We start from the raw sequence: 13,348 nt of genomic DNA on the forward strand, positions 1-13,348 counted from the left end.
GCGGCCGGCCCGACCCGGGCCGCCACCCGGGCATCGGGAAAGGCAGCCGCCACCGCGCAGGGGAAGAGCAGGAAGGGGGCGGCGTCGACCGCGCGCCCCGGCGCGTCCCCGCCCGGCGCCCGGCCGACGCGGCGCCGGCGGCGCTGGCCGGTGCTGCTCGTCGCCCTGCTGGTCCTCGCGGTCCTGGGTGGAGCCGGCGCCGTCTGGGGCCCCGGCCTGCTCGGCGACCGCAGCGACGGGCCGGTCGCCGAGCAGGTACCCGACGCCGTCCTGCCCGACCTGGTGGAGCCGGCCCCGGCGCTCGCCGAGCTCTCCGCGCAGGCCCCGGTCCCCGACCCGGCCGTCCTGGCCGGGATGCTCACCCCGCTGCTGGAGGAGCCCGCCCTGGGCACCGGCCTGTCTGCCCGCGTGGTCGACGTGGCCACCGGCGACGTGCTGTTCGACCGGGCCGGCACCGACCCCGGAACGCCCGCCTCCACGACCAAGCTGCTCACTGCGATGGCGGTGCTCACCTCCCTGGATCCCGAGAGCACGCTGACCACCCGGGTGGTCGCCGGCTCCACCCCGGGTGAGGTCGTGCTCGTGGGCGGTGGCGACCCGACCCTGTCCACCACCGATCCCTCCCGCACCTACCCCGGCGCGGCGACCGTGGCCGACCTCGCCGACCAGGTCCGGGCGCAGCTCGCCGGCACGCCGATCACCCGGGTCGTCGTCGACAACTCCCTGTTCAGCGGCCCGCTCACCGCCCCCGGTTGGCAGCCCGACGACGCGCCGTCGACCTACGCCGCACCGGTCACCGCCGCCGCCGTCGACGGCGCCCGGGTGAACCCGGCGGGCAGCCCGCGGAGCGGGCAGCCCGGGATCGACGCCGGAACGGCACTGGCCGCGGCCCTCGGGGTGCCCTCGGCCGAGGTCGTGCTCGGCACCGCCCCGGCCGGGGCCCGCACGCTGGGCACCGTGGAGTCCGCACCGATCCAGCGGCTGGTGGAGCAGGCGCTGACCCAGTCGGACAACCTGCTGTCGGAGTCGCTGGCGCGGCACGTGGCCCTCGCCCGGGGCCTGCCGCCGACCTTCGCCGGTGCCGCCCAGGCGGTCACCGACGCGGTCGCCGACGCCGGCCTCGACACCACCGGCCTGTCCCTGGCCGATGCCAGCGGCCTGTCCGACCGGGACCGCGCACCGGCCCGGCTCCTGGTCGACGCCCTCCGGGCCGCCTCCGACGGCACCGCCCCGGAGGCCGCCGGCTTGCTGGCCGGGCTGCCGATCGCCGGGTACACCGGCACGCTGGCCGACCGGACCGTGGAGGGTGCCGTCCCCGGTTCCGTGCGGGCGAAGACGGGCACCCTGCGGAGCGTGCACGACCTGGCCGGGACGGTCGTCACCGCCGACGGCCGGCTGCTCGCCTTCGCGGTGCTCGCCGACGGGACCACCGGCAGCCCGGCCGCCGCCGAGACCGCGCTCGACGTGGTCGCGGCGACCCTCGCCGGCTGCGGCTGCCGCTAGGCCCCGTCCCGAGGCCCGCCCGAGCCTGCGAGGGATGAGGAGAGCGGGGTCCGTCGTCCGCCCCCACCCCTCGCACGCTCGACGCGGGCCCATGCCGCAGGGCCGGACGGCGAGCGGCTCGCCGCGTACGGTGAGGCGATGGGCCGACCCTCTTCTCTCGTCGACTGGGACCTCGCCGGCCGCACCGCCCGCCGGCTGTCCAGCCCGGGGCCCGCGACCTCCCGCGAGGAGGCCGCGGCGGTGGTCGAGGAGCTCCACCGCGCCGCCGCCATCGCCGTCGCGCACGTCGAGGAGCTCACCGGGCTGCACCCGGTCGCCGGTGGCCCGGAACCCGTCGTCGCCGTCGTCGACCGGCCCGGCTGGGTCGACGCCAACACCGCCGGGATGTCCGCGCTGCTGGATCCGCTGGCCGACGCCCTGGCCGAGGCCCAGGGCGGCAAGCGGCCCGGCGCGGTGGCCGCCGCGATCGGTGCGCGGGTCACCGGCGTCCAGGCCGGCGGCGTGCTGGCCTTCCTCTGCTCCCGCGTGCTCGGCCAGTACGAGGTGTTCGGCACCGGCGGCCGGCTGCTGCTCGTGGCGCCCAACATCGTGGAGACCGAGCGCAAGCTGGGGGTCGACCCCAGCGACTTCCGCCTCTGGGTGTGCCTGCACGAGGTCACCCACCAGCTGCAGTTCACCGCCGTCCCGTGGCTGCGCGGCTACCTCGAGGAGCAGGTCACCGCTTTCGCGCGGGCCACCGACCTCGACGCCGACGTGCTGCGCGAGCGCATCCAGGACGTCGTCCGGAGCCTGGCCGACGCCGTGCGCGGCGCGGAGACCGACGACGACACGCCGCAGGGCCTGATGGCGCTCGTCCAGGACCCCGAGCAGCGCGCCGTGCTGGACCGGGTGACCGCGGTGATGAGCCTGGTCGAGGGGCACGCCGAGTTCGTCATGGACGGCGTGGGCCCCGACGTCGTGCCCTCGGTGCGCACGCTGCGCAAGCGCTTCGCCCAGCGCCGCAAGGGCCGGGGCCCGATCGACCGGGTGCTGCGCCGCCTGCTGGGGCTGGAGCAGAAGATGCAGCAGTACGCCGACGGCCGGGTGTTCGTGGCCGGGGTCGTCGGGCTCGCCGGGATGGACGGCTTCAACCAGGTGTGGGCCGGCCCGCAGAACCTCCCGCTCAAGGACGAGCTGACCGACCCGGCCGCCTGGGTCGAGCGCGTGCTGGGCAGCCGCCCGGCCATCCCCGCCTGAGCGGTGGTCGGCCCGCCCCGGGCGGTCGCCGTCGTCCGCAGTGCCGTGCGCCAGGGGCTGCGCGCCTCGTCGCAGCCGGTGCTGGCCGCCTGCAGCGGGGGAGCGGACTCCGTGGCGCTGGCGGCCGCCCTGGCCTTCGAGGGCCCGGCGGCCGGCGTACGCGTCGGCGCGGTGACCGTCGACCACGGACTGCAGGACGGGTCCGCCGAGCGGGCGACCGCGACGGCGATGCTGCTGCGCGGCCTCGGCTTGGACCCGGTGCTCGCCGTGGCCGTCCCGGTCGGGGACGACGGCGGCCCCGAGGCGGCCGCACGGACCGCCCGGTACACCGCCCTGACCGCGGCGGCCGGCGAACACGGCGCGCGCGTCGCGCTGGGGCACACGCTCGACGACCAGGCCGAGACGGTGCTCCTCGGGCTGGGCCGCGGCTCGGGCCCCCGGTCGGTGGCCGGCATGGTGGCCGACCGCGCGCACGGGGGAGCGATGTGGTGGCGCCCGCTGCTCGGCATCCGCCGCGCCGACACCCGGCAGGCGTGCGCCGATCAGGGGCTGCCGGTCTGGGACGACCCGTGGAACACCGACCCCGCGTACACCCGGGTCCGGTTGCGCACCGAGGTGCTGCCACTGCTGGAGCAGGTGCTCGGCGGCGGGGTCGCGCCCGCGCTGGCCCGCACCGCGGGGCTGCTGCGCGAGGACCTCGAGGCCCTCGACGCCCTGGCCGACACCGAACGGGCCCGCCTGGTGGGCGCCGACGGGCTGCCCGCGCGGCCGGCTGCGGCGCTGCCCGCCGCGCTGCGCCGCCGGGTGCTGCGCGGCTGGCTGCGGAACGCCGGGGTGCCCGACGTCCAGGCCGTGCACCTGGTCGCGGTCGACGCGCTGCTCACCCGGTGGCGGGGGCAGGGCCGGGTGCACCTGCCGGGCGGTGCCGGCGTCGTCCGGACATCTGGCAGGCTGGTCCTGCAGCCGCCCGGCGCCCCCGGCCGGCGTTCCGCTGCCGCCCCCGACCTCCCCGAGGAGCACGTGCCGTGAGCTCATCCGAAGCCCCCGTCCCTGGTACGGGGTCCCTCGGCCCCGACCACGGCTACGGCCCGGACATCGACCACGTCCTGCTCTCCGAGGAGCAGATCCAGGTCAAGATCGGTGAGCTGGCCGCCCGGATCGCCGACGACTACGCCGGCCGCGAGGTGCTGCTCGTCGGCGTCCTCAAGGGCGCGGTGCTCTTCATGTCCGATTTCGCCCGGGCCCTGCAGCTGCCCACCCAGATGGAGTTCATGGCGGTCTCGTCCTACGGGTCCGCCACCAGTTCCTCCGGCGTGGTCCGCATCCTCAAGGACCTCGACCGGGACATCGCCGGCAAGCACGTGCTGGTGCTCGAGGACATCATCGACTCCGGGCTGACGCTGTCCTGGCTGCTGAAGAACCTGGGCAGCCGGCGGCCGGCGAGCCTGGAGGTCTGCGCCCTGCTGCGCAAACCCGACGCGATCAAGGTCGAGGTCCCGGTGCGGTACGTCGGCTTCGACATCCCCAACGAGTTCGTCGTCGGCTACGGCCTGGACTACGCCGAGCGGTACCGCGACCTGCCCTACATCGGCACGCTCAAGCCCGAGGTCTACCGGTAAGGACCCCGCTGCCCCCCACCGCTCGCCGGCTCGCGGCGGGCCCCTGCAGCGGGGCCGTCGCGACGGGGAGGGCGGGGTCCTTCTGCGGTGTACCTTCGGGAGCAACGACGTCGCCCCCGCGGCGGGGTGCCCACCGGGTCGCGAGCGGCGTCCCCGACGATCAGGAGGGTCGACGGGCGAGCCGGGCCGTCCCGGATGGCCCGGCATCGATGTATGGAGCGTAAGAAGATCGTCCGCTCAGTCTGGTTCTGGGTCGCCATCGTCGTCGTGCTGATGTTCGTGGCGTCCAGCTTCTTCCGGGACGACGGCGGATACGAGGAAGTCCCGACGTCCACGGCGCTGGCACAGTTTTCCGAGGGCAACGTCGACCGGGTCACGATCAACGACAAGGAACAGACGCTCGACCTGGATCTCCGCTCGGAGGTCGACGGCAGCACCGAGGTCACCACCTCGTACCCGGCCGGGGCCTCGGAGCAGGTGTTCGACCTGGTCCGCGGCGAGGGCGACGGCGACGGCGTCCCCTTCGACACCAACGTCACCCAGGACAACCTCCTGGTGAGCATCCTGGTGAGCTTCCTGCCCTTCGTGATCCTGCTCCTGCTGCTGTTCTGGCTGTTCAACTCCATGCAGGGTGGCGGCCGCGGCGTGATGGCCTTCGGCAAGTCGAAGGCCAAGGTGGTCAGCAAGGACACCCCGAAGACGACGTTCGCCGACGTCGCCGGCGCCGACGAGGCGATCGAGGAACTGCACGAGATCAAGGACTTCCTGCAGAACCCGGTCAAGTACCAGGCGATCGGCGCGAAGATCCCCAAGGGCGTGCTGCTGTTCGGCCCGCCCGGGACGGGCAAGACGCTGCTGGCGCGCGCGGTCGCCGGGGAGGCCAGCGTCCCGTTCTACTCGATCTCCGGCTCGGACTTCGTCGAGATGTTCGTCGGTGTCGGTGCCAGCCGGGTGCGCGACCTGTTCGAGCAGGCCAAGACGAACGCCCCGGCGATCATCTTCATCGACGAGATCGACGCCGTCGGCCGGCACCGCGGCGCCGGTACGGGTGGCGGGCACGACGAGCGCGAGCAGACGCTGAACCAGATGCTGGTGGAGATGGACGGCTTCGACGTCCGGGGCGGGGTCATCATGATCGCCGCCACCAACCGGCCGGACATCCTCGACCCGGCGCTGCTGCGCCCGGGCCGGTTCGACCGGCAGATCGCCGTCGACCGCCCCGACCTCCAGGGCCGCACCGCCGTGCTGAAGGTGCACGCCACCGGCAAGCCGCTGGCCCCCGACGTGGACCTGGAGACCGTCGCCCGCCGGACCCCTGGCTTCACCGGCGCCGACCTGGCCAACGTGCTCAACGAGGCAGCGCTGCTCACCGCCCGGCACGGCGGGACGGTGATCACCGACGAGAACCTCGAGGAGGCCATCGACCGCGTCCTGTCCGGCCCCGAGCGCAAGACCCGGGCGATGAGCGAGAAGGAGAAGAAGGTCACCGCCTACCACGAGGGCGGCCACGCCCTGGTGGCGCACGCGCTGCCCAACCTGGACCCGGTGCACAAGGTGACGATCCTGCCCCGGGGCCGTTCGCTGGGGCACACCCTCGTGCTGCCGACCGAGGACAAGTACACCCAGACCCGCTCGGAGATGATCGACACCCTGGCCTACGCGCTGGGCGGTCGCGCGGCCGAGGAACTGGTGTTCCACGAGCCGACGACGGGTGCGGGCAACGACATCGAGAAGGCCACCAGCATGGCCCGCGCGATGGTCACGCAGTACGGCATGAGCGCCAAGCTCGGTGCGGTCAAGTACGGCAGCACCGACTCCGAACCGTTCCTGGGCCGTGACATGGGCTCCCGGCCCGACTACTCCGAGGCCGTGGCCGCCGACATCGACGGTGAGGTCCGGGCGCTGATCGAGGCCGCGCACGACGAGGCCTGGGAGATCCTGGTCGAGTACCGGCACGTCCTGGACGCGCTGGTGCTGGAGCTGATCGAGAAGGAGACGCTCTCCAAGGACGACATCGCGCGGATCGCCGGCGGCGTGGGAAAGCGGCCGTCGCTGGCTCCCTACAACGGTTTCGGCAAGCGCACGCCGTCCGACCAGCCGCCGGTGCTCACCCCGGCCGAGCGGGCCGGCAACGGGCACGTGCTGGGCGACCAGACGCCCGTCGGCGACGTCGGCGCCCCGGCCCAGTGACCAGCACGGACGGCGCTGTCCCGGTCGTCTCCCCGATCGACCGGGACCGGGCCGAGGCCGCGATCCGCGAGCTGCTGATCGCGGTGGGGGAAGACCCCGACCGGCCCGGGCTGCAGGACACCCCGGCCCGGGTGGCCCGGGCCTACGCCGAGACGTTCGGTGGGCTGCACGTCGACCCCCTCGCGGTGCTCGCCACCACCTTCGAGGAGGACCACGACGAGCTGGTGCTGGTCAGGGACATCCCGATGTACTCGACCTGCGAGCACCACCTGGTGCCCTTCCACGGAGTCGCCCACCTCGGGTACATCCCGGGGGAGGACGGCCGGGTCACCGGGCTGTCGAAGCTGGCCCGGCTGGTCGACCTCTACGCCCGCCGCCCGCAGGTCCAGGAACGGATGACCCGGCAGATCGCCGACGCGATGGTGGAGGGGCTCAAGCCGCGGGGGGTTCTCGTCGTCATCGAGGCCGAGCACCTGTGCATGGCGATGCGCGGCATCCGCAAGCCCGGTTCCCGGACGGTCACCTCGGCCGTGCGCGGGATCTTCCGGGAGAACGCGGCCACCCGCGCCGAGGCGATGAGCCTGGTCCTGGGCAGGTGAGCAGCCGGACGGCGCCCGAGCTGATCCGGCCGGGGCGCTGCGTGGTGATGGGTGTCCTGAACGTCACGCCCGACTCCTTCTCCGACGGCGGTTGCTTCGCCGACACCGCCTCGGCGGTGGCCCACGGGCTGGCGATGCACGCCGCCGGGGCCGACTACGTCGACGTCGGCGGGGAGTCCACCCGTCCCGGCGCCGATCGGGTGGACGCCGCCGAGGAGTGCCGCCGGGTGATCCCGGTGGTCGCCGAGCTCGTCGCCGCGGGGGTGCGGATCAGCGTGGACACCACCCGGGCCGAGGTCGCCGCGGCCGCGCTGGCGGCCGGCGCTGAACTGGTCAACGACGTCAGCGGCGGGCTCGCCGACGCCGGGATGGCCCGGTTGGTGGCCGACACCGGCGTTCCGTGGGTGCTGATGCACTGGCGGGGGCATAGCCGCGAGATGTACGCCGCGGCGCGGTACGGCGACGTGGTCACCGAGGTCTCCGCCGAGCTGACCGCGCGGGTCGAGGACGTGGTGGCCGCAGGAGTCGCGCCCGAGCAACTGGTGCTCGACCCGGGGCTCGGCTTCGCCAAACGCGCGGAGCACAACTGGGCCCTGCTCGCCGGGCTGGACCGGCTGGTCGGCCTGGGCCTGCCGGTGCTGGTGGGCGCCTCCCGCAAGACCTTCCTCGGCCGGCTGCTGGCCGACGCCGAGGGCGCCGTCCGCCCCGCCGAGGGGCGGGACGCCGCCACCCTGGCCAGCACCGTGCTGGCTGCGGGGGCCGGCGCCTGGGGCGTGCGGGTGCACGACGCGGGCGCGTCCGCCGACGCCGTGCGCACCGTCGCCGCGGTGCGCGCTGCACGCGGTGGGGCGCCCGTCGGGCACAGTGGGCTCCGTGCCTGAGCAAGGACCCCGTCCCCCGCACCCCTCGCAGGCTCGGGGGGAGCCGCTGGACCGGGCCACGCCCGACCGGATCACCGTCTCCGGCCTCACCGGCCACGGCCACCACGGGGTGTACGACGTCGAGCGCGAGCGCGGCCAGACCTTCCGCGTCGACGCGGTGCTCGAGCTCGACACCGCCCCGGCCGCCGCCGCCGACGACCTCACCCTGACGGTCAACTACGCAGAGCTCTCCCAGCAGCTGCACGCGCTGCTCACCGGCGAGCCCGTCGACCTGATCGAGACCCTCGCGCAGCGGCTGGCCGATGCGTGCCTGGCCTACCAGCCGGTGCAGGCGGTCGAGATCACCGTGCACAAGCCCGACGCCGACCTGGGGGTCCCCGCCGACGACGTCACGGTCGCCATCCGGCGCCAGCAGCCGGGCGCCGGCGAGGAGCACCGGTGACCCGCGCGGTGCTCTCCCTCGGCGGCAACCTGGGCGACCGGTCCGGCACCGTGCGCGGCGCCCTGGTCGCGCTCGGGGAGCACGGGCTGGTGGCCCGCTCGATGCTCTACGAGACCCCGCCCTGGGGTCCGGTCGAGCAGCCGCCGTACCTGAACGCGATCGCCGTCGTCCGGGGCGACCGGGACGCCGCCGGCTGGCTGGCCCTCGCCCACGAGCTGGAGCAGGCCGCCGGCCGCACCCGCGACGTCCGGTTCGGCCCGCGGACCCTCGACGTCGACGTCATCACCGTGACCGGGGACGACGGCACGCCGGTGCTCTCCGCCGACCCCGAGCTCACCCTGCCGCACCCGCGGGCCGCGGAGCGGGCATTCGTGCTGGTGCCCTGGCTGACCCTCGACCCCGGCGCGGAGCTGCCCGGGTACGGACCGGTGGCCGACCTGGTGCAGGCGCTCCCCGCCGACGACATCGCCGGCGTCGTGCGGTGGGAACAGCCGGCGTGAGACCCGTACGCCGCCGCGACCTCCTGGTGGTCGTCGCCGGGCTGGCCCTCGGCTCGTGGCTGGTGGTGCGCGCGAGCTACGGGATCCTGCCACCGCTGCAGTGGTGGCTGCCGGTGCCGGTGGGTGTGCTCGCCGTCGCGGAGGCCCTGGGTGCCCGTACCCTGCGGGCCCGGCTCGCCGCCGAGCGGGACCGCCGTCCCCGGCCCGGTCGCCCGTCGCCCGCGGCCGCCGCCCGTCCGGTGGAGCCGTTGCTGGTCGCCCGGCTCGCCGTGCTGGCCCAGGCCAGCGCCTACGTGGGGGCGGTGTTCGCCGGCTGCTGGGCGGGGCTGCTGCTGTACACCGTTCCGGCGCTGGGCCGGCTCGCCGCGGCCGGCGGCGACACCACCACCGGCGTCATCGGCGTGCTGCTGTCACTCGCCCTGGTCGCCGCCGCGCTGTGGCTCGAGCACGAGTGCCGGATCCCGCCGGACCGGGACGAACCGGCCGGCGCCGCCCACGCCTGAGCACGCCTCCGCGGGGGATTCGTGGCGCCGGGCCCCGGGGCCGGGTGGGGCGGTGCCCACCCGGCGCCGGCGTCGTCCGGGGTGGGTCAGGGCTGCTCGGCCAGGTCGGCGATCGAGGTCAGGCCGTACTCCTCCGCGGTCTCCCGGGTCACCACGATCGCGTCCTTGTCCTCGGCCGCCGACTGCTCCAGGACGGTCAGGCCGCTCGGCAGGGCCTCGGGCAGCGCGGCGTAGACGTCCTCGGAACTGACCGCGGTCGCCTCGGGGTCGAAGTACTCCAGGAGCACGCCGCTGTACTCCGGGATCAGGTCGATCGAACCGTCCTGCAGCCCGGGCATGTAGACCTCCCGGCTGCCGATGTTCAGCTGGGTGTCGACCGTCGCACCCTGGGCCTGCAGCGCCTGGGCGTAGATGTTGGCCAGGATGATGTTCTCCGGGAAGTTCGCCGACCCGATGGTGAGGTCCACCCCGGCGGCCTGGGTGCCGGTCGCGTCCAGCCCCTGCTCCGCCAGCCACTGCCCGGCGACCGCGGCCGGGTCCTGCCGGTCGATGATCACCTGCTCGTTGAGCGCGAGGAGGTCCTCGGTGGTGAGCTCCGCGGACACCGCGTCGAGCACGGCCGTGACCCCGTCGGTGACCTTCTCGGTGTTGATGAGCGGCAGCACGTTCTGCGCCGCGAACAGGTTCTCCGGGTCCTCGAGCACGACCCAGTCGTTGGCCGCGATGTTCGGGTCGGTGGTGAAGATGTCGGCCGCGTCGATCTGCCCGTTCTTCAGGGCGTTGATGGTCAGCGGGCCGCCGGCGTCGAGGCTGCGGAACTCGCCGAAGGTGACGCCGTAGACCTCCTCCAGGCCGGGGATCCCGTCGGGCCGGTTCTCGAACTCCGGGGGTCCGCCGAGGACCATGCCGGAGGCGATCGTCTCCGCGCCCCCGTCGGACCCGGTCTCGCTCCCACCGGCGCTGCTGCTGCCCGACTCGCCGCACGCGGTCAGCGCCGTGAGCAGGACTGTCGCGCCGGTCAGCGCCATGGCGATCCTGCGGTTCATTGCTTCTCTCCTGGGGTCAGCCGCGGCGCTCGCGCCGGGTCACCGGGTAACGGGCGGCGGTCGCCGCCCGTGCACAGACAGGGACGGGTCATCCCGTGGAACGCCCGCCGGAACCTTCCGGAACGGGCACCGGGTCCGTTGCCGCCGGGTCGCCCGCCGCCGGCGACAGGTCGTCCGGATCGGCGGCGGCGAGCTCGGTGATCCTCGCGGTACGGCCGTCCCCTCCGGCGGCCCGCCGGGAGAACCTGCCGGACACCCCCCGCGAGACGGTGACCCGCTGGACGAGCGCGAGCAGCAGGTCGACGAGCAGGGCCAGGACGGCGACCAGGACCGCGCCACCGGCCATCTCGCCGAACTGCCGGCTGGCCAGCCCGTCGTAGACGTAGCGTCCCAGCCCGTCGAGACCGACGTAGGCAGCGATCGTCGCGGTGGCGATGACCTGCAGTGCTGCGCTGCGGACGCCGGAGAACACCAGCGGCAGCGCGTTGGGCAGCTCCACCCGGAACAGCACCTGCCGCCCGGTCATCCCCATGCCGAACGCCGCGTCGCGGACGGCCGGCGACACGTTCCGCACGCCGGCGTAGGTGTTGGCCAGGATCGCCGGCAGGGCCAGCACGACCAGGGCGATCTCGGTCGGCACGAGGTAGACGGCGTCCCCACGGCCGCTGACCAGCGGCGACACCATGACGTAGAGCAGGATGAGCAGGCCGACCGTCGGCAGCGACCGCAGCCCGTTGGCCACCGAGACCAGCCACGACGCCCGGCCGGTGTGGCCGAGGACGAGCCCCAGCGGAAAGGCGATTCCCCCGGCGATCAGCAGGGCGACCGCGGTGTACGCCAGGTGAGCGGCGACCTGGTCGCCGATACCGGGCGTGGACCGGGTGCCGGTCCAGTTCTGCGGGTCGTTGAGCCAGACGAGCACCTCGTTCATCGAGCAGTCACCACCCGCTGCCAGGGGGTGAGCAGTCGGGCGCTCAGGACGATCAACCGGTCGAGCAGCAGCGCCAGCGCGACGCAGAGCACGATGCCCAGCACGATCGGCGGGTAGTAGGGCCCGCTCACCGACAGCTGGAACCCGGTGATGAACAGCTGCCCGAGCTGGGGGATCCCGATGGTCGCCGCGATCGCGACCAGGCTGACGTTGGCCACGGTGGCCACCCGCAGGCCCGCGGCGATCACCGGGACGGCCAGCGGGAGCTGCACCATCCGCAGCAACTGGAGGCGGGTGAGGCCCATCGCGGTGGCCGCCTGCAGGACGTCCTCGGGAACGGCGGCCAGGCCGTCGGCGACCACCCGCACCAGCAGCGCGACGGTGTAGACGGTCAGCGCGGCGACCACGTTGAGCGGGTCGAGGATCTGGGTGCCCAGCAGCGTGGGCATGATCACGAAGAGCGCCAGCGACGGGATCGTGTACAGCAGGCCGGTCACCGACACGATCGGCGGGTACGCCCACCGGTACCGGCGGGCGAGCCAGCCGATCGGGAGCGCCACCAGCAGCCCGACGACCACCGGCAGGACCGAGAGCCAGGTGTGCGACCAGAGCAGCTCCAGTACCTGTTCGCGGTGGTCGGCGAAGTAGCCGAACAGGTCCCAGGGCGCCGAGCCGGCCGCCGAGGTCATGCCCCGCCCCTCGCGGGGGTGTCCGCGGCGGTGTCGTGGACGTGGTCGAGAACGGTCGCGGCGCTGACCGAGCCGACGAGCCGGCCGGCGTCGTCGACGACGATGCCCCGTCCGCTCGGGGAGGACAGGGCGGCGTCCAGCGCCTCCCGCAGGGTTCCGCCGACCGGGGCCAGCGTGCCGCCGAGGTTGAGCAGCGCGGGGCCGACCTCGCCGGGTGCCGGCCCGGGGCCGCCCGCGGGATGGGCGGGGAGGTGCAGCCAGCCCTGCGGCCGGTCGTTCTCGTCGACCACGAGTACCCAGTCGTCGACGGCGACGTCGCGCGCCCGGGCCAGGGGCGAGCCGAGGGCCACGGCGGGCTCGGCTGCCAGGGCCACCTCGGCGGACATGAAGGCCAGGGCCCGGTAACCGCGGTCGCGGCCGACGAAACCGGCCACGAAGGGGTCCGCGGGGGTGGCCAGCAGGGCGGCGGGGGTCGCGACCTGGGCCAGCCGGCCGCCGACGGCCAGCACCGCGATGGTGTCGCCGAGCCGGATCGCCTCGTCGATGTCGTGGGTGACGAACACGATGGTCTTGCCCAGCTCCTGCTGCAGCCGCAGGAACTCCTGCTGCAGTTGGTCGCGGACCACCGGGTCGACGGCGCTGAAGGGCTCGTCCATCAGCATGACCGGCGGGTCGGCGGCCAGCGCCCGGGCCACCCCCACCCGCTGCTGCTGCCCGCCGGACAGCTGGGCGGGGTACCGGTCGGCGAAGGCTGCCGGCAGTCCGACCCGCTCCAGCAGCTCGACCGCCCGGCTGCGTGCCTGCCGCCGACCGGTGCCGGTGAGCATCGGGACGGTCGCCACGTTGTCGACGACCGTGCGGTGCGGGAACAGGCCGGCGTGCTGGATCACGTACCCGATGCCCCGACGCAGCTCGGTGGCGGACACGGAGGTGATGTCGCGGTCGTCGATCGTGATCGTGCCCGACGTCGGCTCGATCATCCGGTTGACCATCCGCAGGCTGGTGGTCTTGCCACAGCCGGACGGTCCGACCAGCACGGTGATCGTGCCCGACGGGGCCGTGAGGCTCAGCTCGTCGACCGCGACGGTTCCGCCGGGGTACTCCTTCGACACCGCGTCGAACCGGATCATCGGGGTCCTCCCTGGGCCGTCGCGCCGCTGGTCCTCGCGCCGGCCCGAGAGCCCGCTGCCCCTGCGGAGAAGGGTGTGG

14 protein-coding genes are annotated in these 13,348 nt (G+C 74.5%); 10 read left to right on the forward strand and 4 right to left on the reverse strand.

The genetic code is table 11. The features are described 5' to 3' along the window. The 10 genes from dacB to ACYVG5_RS14245 form a co-directional block, all read left to right on the forward strand. Positions 1 to 1,503, forward strand: a 1,503-nt coding sequence (gene dacB, locus ACYVG5_RS14200; protein ID WP_460683274.1) for a D-alanyl-D-alanine carboxypeptidase/D-alanyl-D-alanine endopeptidase, incomplete at its 5' end; no start/stop codon positions are given. Between the two features lie 138 nt (positions 1,504 to 1,641). Continuing rightward, positions 1,642 to 2,739: a zinc-dependent metalloprotease gene (locus tag ACYVG5_RS14205; protein WP_222047184.1), complete on the forward strand. Its 1,098-nt coding sequence runs from the start codon at positions 1,642 to 1,644 to the stop codon at positions 2,737 to 2,739. Positions 2,740 to 2,742: 3 nt separating this feature from the next. Next, positions 2,743 to 3,768 (forward strand): tRNA lysidine(34) synthetase TilS, encoded by a 1,026-nt coding sequence (gene tilS / locus ACYVG5_RS14210; protein WP_222047182.1) that lies wholly within the window; start codon positions 2,743 to 2,745, stop codon positions 3,766 to 3,768. After that, positions 3,765 to 4,358, forward strand: coding sequence for a hypoxanthine phosphoribosyltransferase (gene hpt, locus ACYVG5_RS14215; RefSeq protein WP_460683275.1), 594 nt, complete (start codon positions 3,765 to 3,767; stop codon positions 4,356 to 4,358). The genes tilS and hpt overlap by 4 nt, the downstream gene beginning before the upstream one ends. Before the next feature lie 213 nt (positions 4,359 to 4,571). Continuing rightward, positions 4,572 to 6,548 (forward strand): ATP-dependent zinc metalloprotease FtsH, encoded by a 1,977-nt coding sequence (gene ftsH / locus ACYVG5_RS14220; RefSeq protein ID WP_222047180.1) that lies wholly within the window; start codon positions 4,572 to 4,574, stop codon positions 6,546 to 6,548. Beyond that, positions 6,545 to 7,147 (forward strand): GTP cyclohydrolase I FolE, encoded by a 603-nt coding sequence (folE, locus tag ACYVG5_RS14225; protein WP_460683276.1) that lies wholly within the window; start codon positions 6,545 to 6,547, stop codon positions 7,145 to 7,147. Before ftsH ends, folE begins: the two co-directional genes overlap by 4 nt. Then, positions 7,144 to 8,028: a dihydropteroate synthase gene (gene folP / locus ACYVG5_RS14230; protein WP_460683277.1), complete on the forward strand. Its 885-nt coding sequence runs from the start codon at positions 7,144 to 7,146 to the stop codon at positions 8,026 to 8,028. Before folE ends, folP begins: the two co-directional genes overlap by 4 nt. Then, positions 8,021 to 8,470 carry a dihydroneopterin aldolase gene (folB, locus tag ACYVG5_RS14235; protein WP_460683278.1) on the forward strand — a complete coding sequence of 150 codons (450 nt, stop codon included), beginning with the start codon at positions 8,021 to 8,023 and terminating at the stop codon, positions 8,468 to 8,470. Before folP ends, folB begins: the two co-directional genes overlap by 8 nt. Then, positions 8,467 to 8,970: a 2-amino-4-hydroxy-6-hydroxymethyldihydropteridine diphosphokinase gene (gene folK, locus ACYVG5_RS14240; RefSeq protein WP_222047179.1), complete on the forward strand. Its 504-nt coding sequence runs from the start codon at positions 8,467 to 8,469 to the stop codon at positions 8,968 to 8,970. The genes folB and folK overlap by 4 nt, the downstream gene beginning before the upstream one ends. Next, positions 8,967 to 9,473, forward strand: coding sequence for a DUF3180 domain-containing protein (locus ACYVG5_RS14245; protein WP_222047177.1), 507 nt, complete (start codon positions 8,967 to 8,969; stop codon positions 9,471 to 9,473). The genes folK and ACYVG5_RS14245 overlap by 4 nt, the downstream gene beginning before the upstream one ends. 86 nt (positions 9,474 to 9,559) lie before the next feature. Here the strand turns inward: ACYVG5_RS14245 and ACYVG5_RS14250 are convergent, their stop codons facing one another. The 4 genes from ACYVG5_RS14250 to ACYVG5_RS14265 all read right to left on the reverse strand — a co-directional run bounded on the left by ACYVG5_RS14250 (position 9,560) and on the right by ACYVG5_RS14265 (position 13,269). Beyond that, complete coding sequence (locus ACYVG5_RS14250; RefSeq protein ID WP_222047175.1) at positions 9,560 to 10,519, reverse strand: glycine betaine ABC transporter substrate-binding protein; 960 nt, start codon at positions 10,517 to 10,519, stop codon at positions 9,560 to 9,562. A gap of 88 nt (positions 10,520 to 10,607) precedes the next feature. After that, positions 10,608 to 11,450: an ABC transporter permease gene (locus ACYVG5_RS14255; RefSeq protein WP_222047173.1), complete on the reverse strand. Its 843-nt coding sequence runs from the start codon at positions 11,448 to 11,450 to the stop codon at positions 10,608 to 10,610. Beyond that, entirely contained in the window at positions 11,447 to 12,139 is a 693-nt protein-coding gene (locus ACYVG5_RS14260; protein ID WP_222047171.1) for an ABC transporter permease, read from the reverse strand. The genes ACYVG5_RS14255 and ACYVG5_RS14260 overlap by 4 nt, the downstream gene beginning before the upstream one ends. Continuing rightward, entirely contained in the window at positions 12,136 to 13,269 is a 1,134-nt protein-coding gene (locus ACYVG5_RS14265) for an ABC transporter ATP-binding protein (protein ID WP_222047169.1), read from the reverse strand. The genes ACYVG5_RS14260 and ACYVG5_RS14265 overlap by 4 nt, the downstream gene beginning before the upstream one ends. Positions 13,270 to 13,348 lie beyond the last annotated feature (79 nt).

Source organism: Modestobacter lapidis (assembly GCF_054780755.1).